The organism is Microcystis sp. LE19-10.1B, assembly GCF_027530565.1.
GTDB lineage: Bacteria > Cyanobacteriota > Cyanobacteriia > Cyanobacteriales > Microcystaceae > Microcystis > Microcystis aeruginosa.
The window spans coordinates 1-4,123 of the sequence record NZ_JAPZQM010000568.1 but is presented as its reverse complement, the minus strand read 5'-3'; the positions used below and the strand labels follow the sequence as shown (position 1 = coordinate 4,123).

Below are 4,123 nucleotides of genomic sequence, written 5' to 3'. Positions count from 1 at the left end.
TACTCTGTCTGATTGATTCTGTCCAAGGTTTGATGGCAATTCGGACATTCAATTGTTTCATTTAAAAGAGCGAGCTTTAGGAAAATTGTCTGAGCAATTTTTTGATAATTGACCACTGTTACATTTGGTAAATCGAGGAGTTGATCAAAATTTATCCACATAACCCACCTCCTGTCCTGTATTATTATTATACCATCCTCACACAGAACCTAGAAGAGCCAAGAGCGCACTTCCCATATTTCCCAAAACGCCATTACTCCGTTCTATATCCTAAAAAGCGATCGCTCTCCAGCATCAAAATGATCTGGTCATGGTGAGTATTTCATAAATTCCCATTTGTTTCATCACAATCATTGAGACACAATCAGTCAGGCTATAGCCTTTGTCTAGACGGTTGGCATAAAGTTCTACACCTGATTGAATTAAATAAGAATCAAGGCTAATAATTTGCAGATTTGGAGAGGTTTGGATTTGGCGATAGAAATTGACGACACCTTGTTTCATGGGTTGATCAAATTTAGCAAAAAAGTTAAGATATTCCACCAAGACTAAATCGGTTGTAATTAAAGAATAATCTTGAATTAACCTACTAAAAGCTCGCACTTGTCTATGCCATTGATCTTTAGCATGAATCAAGGCAACCCAATAAAATGTGTCGGCGAAGAGGGTCGGCATTATTTTTGAGGAGAATTGCCATAAAGATAGTAATCCAAGTTGGCCGCCGCATCGGTGGGGATCTGGTCAAAGGATTCTTCGGGAATGGTGGCAATTATTTCATCGGCGATTTCCCAAATTGGTTTGTTATTTTGCGGTGAAGGGGCGGGAGTTTTATGGGAGAGTATCAATTCTAAGCAGGATTGGATTAGAGATTCGGGAGCTTGTTCGATTTCCTGGAGGAGTTGTTCTTTGGCTGTCATGGCTGCTTTGGGATGGGGGGATACTCGACATTGTAGCGATCTCTATTATAAACAGTTGAAAAAAAGTAATTGCCTTGATTTTTTAGGGGTTTTCAAAGAAAAAAGCTTCTAAATCTCGCTCTCCTTTGATAAAACGCATGATTTCTAGCCCTTGCTCAGTTAAGCGATAGAAAATAATGTAGTTTTTCATCGGTAAGCCACGCAAATAGGGACGAATCTCTCGATAACTGCGCCCCATTAGCGGAAATTGGCTAAGATAACGACATTTTTTGCTAAACTCCTCCAAAAATTTCTCACCCGCACTAATGTTAGTATTAGCCAAATAATCAAGAATTTGTTCCATATCTCGAAGGGCTTCAGTCGAAATTATGTATTGATTCATGAATATTTAAGCTTCACAGTTTTTTGGAAGTCTTGCTTTAAGTTGAGCGATTGCGGTTTCTCCGTCAATTCCTTCGCCTTGATCTAATTGTTCGGCGGCAATATCAATTTTTTGGCCAACTTCTTCTGCCCATTGTTGATATTGATCGCGTTTGCTGAGTAATTGTAAGGCTTCGGCAATGATTTCATCTGGATTGGCATAACGCCCTGTATCTAGTTTGGCTTCGATCAGCTTTTGGTGTTCGGGTTTTAGGGTTAATTTCATGGTTGTTAAGGCTTGGCTTTTTTTCATTATAGGTTCGTCGCTGTGGGATCGTCCCAAGTTTGCTCAGGCAAGATGCGCTACTCATTTTTACTGTGGGGTAAGCTCTCTAGCCTGTCCAGATGACAAAAGTGGGATATTTCCATCTCGGTTTTTGTGGTCTTGGGTATGAAGCAAAAATTTGGGGAGTCGGAGTGGGGGGAGATTGTCAGGATATTTTGACAATGCTTGCGCTTAAGTTGGTAAAGTTGGGGATTTTTCCCAAGTTAAGGATTTTTGCGGGAGGGTTGAGGGGCTGAAAGTTAGGCGGGGTAAGGGATTGGGTGGATTTTACTGACTTTTTCCTTAAGTTCCTAAACTTCGGTTGTGTTGGAAAGGACAAGTGATTACAGTAGAAAAGTTGGGCTCTTCGGGAATTGTTATGCAAATAATTAACTTAAAATAAAATTCGATGAGAGCAACTACGCTCAAAAGTAGCTGAAATCCATACAGGAAAGGACTTAAAGCACAAACAGGTTAATGCCAAAAGATAGACAATTGAGTTAAGATTTGATATAATAGCCAAAAACGAGATTATTTTACTTATGATACTTGACAAATTTTTGAACCTAGAAGGAACCTGTATTCAAGGCTATCGACACCTAGAAAATATCGGTATAGTTTTCCGAATCGAATCGAAAAATAAAAAAGCAACCTGTCCTCATTGTGGGTTAGAGAGCGATAAACTCCACCAAAATCATCGACATTTAGTCAAAGATTTACCAATCTCAGGACAACCAGTGTACCTACAAGTTAATCGTCGTCAATTTAAGTGCGGTAATTGTCAGAAACCCTTTAGCGAAGAGTTAGATTTTGTCGCCAAGAAACGAACCTACACGAAAAGACTAGCCGAGAATATACTCGAACAATTAAAAGCAGCAGATATTTTAAATGTTAGCCGAAGAAATAACGTAACGGAAGAAGAGATTCAAAGAATAGTAGAGGACATCGCCGAAGAAATTACAGAGCCAGATTTATCGAAATTAAAAAGACTAGGAATTCAGGGTAAGAGCATCTCAATCACGCTTGACAAAAGGAACTCAGCACAGCCACCATATAGTCATTGTCCATCGCCGCGCGCTTACTTTTTTGTCGCAGACTACGTCGGTAAGTGGATTCCTGGTTAAGGGCGTTAAGTGCTAGCCGTCTGAGGAGACCAAAATTCCGAGGGCTATGCCAAGACCGAATCCGACACTTATCTTCATTAAAAGTAACATCTAAAGTCCAGTGGACTTGATTTTCAATGCCCCAGTGTTTACGAATAGCCTTACCGATGATTTGAGCATCAGCCTGGAGAGAACTGAGATAAAATTGGACTTCGTGAGTAGTTTTATTCCAGAGATGGCGAATCCGTTTAACCATAACAATACTTTTAAGTCCTAACCATTGCTGTTGTTGGTAAAGACCGCCAAAAGCTTCTAAAGGTACAGCCCAACACCAACGCTTTTCTAGACGATGATGACCTTTTTCTAGGCGATAGTCATAACTAAATTTATAGCGGTTCTCGCATCTGTGCGGCACACTTAAACCTTTGCTGATTAAGCTGTTCAGGATCGGGAATGTACCTCTTGTGAATCAGAAACGCTATAATCCCTTCAAAGTTATGAGCTTGAGCCTGATCGAACCAATTCTTAACCTGAGAGTGAAGAGTGGGATGATTAGCTTTAAGTGCTAACACATAATCAGCTTTTTTTTGGCGAATTTGTCGAACAATCTCAGTTTGAGTTCCCATCGCGTCAATGGTGATAATCGCACCCGAGATATCTAATAATTCTAGTAGGGCAGGAATCGCCGTAATCTCATTAGACTTATCTTCCACCTTGACTTGTCCTAAAACCAATCGTTGCTCACTTGCCCAGGCGGTGACTAAATGTAAGGCTTTTATCCCTTGATTACGATCGTAGGAACCTTTGAGATTTTTCCCGTCTATGGGGACAATTTCTCCCGCGAGAGAACCCATCAAATGTTGTAGCCATTGAGACAAAACTTGTTCGAGAGCTTCCGGCTTAATCCGTTCAAAAACCCGACGAAAAGTATCATCAGAAGGGATGCCATTGGGTAATTCCCAAAATTCCGATAACCAAGCCTGCTTACTGATGCCATAATTTTCCATGTCTTCCCAACCTTGCGCCCCGGCGATCTCGCGTAGCGAGCGCGTTGCGACCACGGCTAAAATCGCAATCACTAAAATATCGGTCAGCAAATGTTTTTGAGTTCGAGAAACTCTCGGGTCAGGAATATCTTGAACATAATTCAATAACCTGGCTTGAATTTCATTGATTGGTGTTAACGGCCCGGTCGTTGGCTGTTGAGCTTTCTTTTCTGGTTCCAATACGGGGGCAAAACCTGTTGCCATGACTTCTCTCCTAATTAATATTAATTGGGCTCTTCGTTACCCTTTATGCTAAATCAACAGACAAGATGCCAAGACAACATACTTCTAACCCAAAAATTCCGAAAGTTTCTAAAGCCATAGCTTCTCCGTTTTATTAGTTTAAGTTTATTGTTGATTCCCTCGACCATC

5 protein-coding genes and 3 pseudogenes are annotated in these 4,123 nt (G+C 40.7%); 1 reads left to right on the top strand and 7 read right to left on the bottom strand.

Annotated elements, in window-relative coordinates:
* The 5 genes and pseudogenes from O9332_RS20685 to O9332_RS20665 form a co-directional block, all read right to left on the bottom strand.
* Positions 1-161, bottom strand: a pseudogene (locus O9332_RS20685) (ISL3 family transposase); the annotation flags it as partial.
* Between the two features lie 133 nt (positions 162-294).
* On the bottom strand, positions 295-675 hold the full coding sequence (locus tag O9332_RS20680; protein ID WP_002762876.1) for a type II toxin-antitoxin system VapC family toxin: 381 nt from the start codon (positions 673-675) through the stop codon (positions 295-297).
* A complete protein-coding gene (locus O9332_RS20675) occupies positions 675-917 on the bottom strand; it encodes a hypothetical protein (RefSeq protein ID WP_002762874.1) in 243 nt (80 codons plus the stop codon). Before O9332_RS20675 ends, O9332_RS20680 begins: the two co-directional genes overlap by 1 nt.
* 82 nt (positions 918-999) lie before the next feature.
* Positions 1,000-1,299, bottom strand: a complete 300-nt coding sequence (locus O9332_RS20670) for a type II toxin-antitoxin system RelE/ParE family toxin (protein ID WP_002762872.1) — start codon at positions 1,297-1,299, stop codon at positions 1,000-1,002.
* Positions 1,300-1,305: 6 nt separating this feature from the next.
* Positions 1,306-1,563, bottom strand: a complete 258-nt coding sequence (locus O9332_RS20665; protein ID WP_043999440.1) for a ribbon-helix-helix domain-containing protein — start codon at positions 1,561-1,563, stop codon at positions 1,306-1,308.
* 581 nt (positions 1,564-2,144) lie between these two features.
* On the opposite strand from O9332_RS20665, the pseudogene O9332_RS20660 reads away from it, so the two are divergent.
* A pseudogene (locus tag O9332_RS20660) lies at positions 2,145-2,600 on the top strand (transposase family protein); the annotation flags it as partial.
* 19 nt (positions 2,601-2,619) lie between these two features.
* Here O9332_RS20660 and O9332_RS20655 read toward each other — a convergent pair.
* Both O9332_RS20655 and O9332_RS20650 read right to left on the bottom strand, forming a co-directional pair.
* Positions 2,620-3,955, bottom strand: a pseudogene (locus tag O9332_RS20655) (ISAs1 family transposase).
* A 53-nt stretch (positions 3,956-4,008) separates the two neighbouring features.
* On the bottom strand, positions 4,009-4,123 hold a 115-nt coding region (locus tag O9332_RS20650; protein WP_288023342.1), incomplete at its 5' end, for a transposase.

What these genes read in the sequence shown, in the direction of transcription:
- O9332_RS20680 (WP_002762876.1), bottom strand. Translation starts at nt 675, where the DNA reads ATGCCGACCCTCTTCGCCGACACATTTTATTGGGTTGCCTTGATTCAT.
- O9332_RS20665 (WP_043999440.1), bottom strand. Translation starts at nt 1,563, where the DNA reads ATGAAATTAACCCTAAAACCCGAACACCAAAAGCTGATCGAAGCCAAA.
- O9332_RS20675 (WP_002762874.1), bottom strand. Translation starts at nt 917, where the DNA reads ATGACAGCCAAAGAACAACTCCTCCAGGAAATCGAACAAGCTCCCGAA.
- O9332_RS20670 (WP_002762872.1), bottom strand. Translation starts at nt 1,299, where the DNA reads ATGAATCAATACATAATTTCGACTGAAGCCCTTCGAGATATGGAACAA.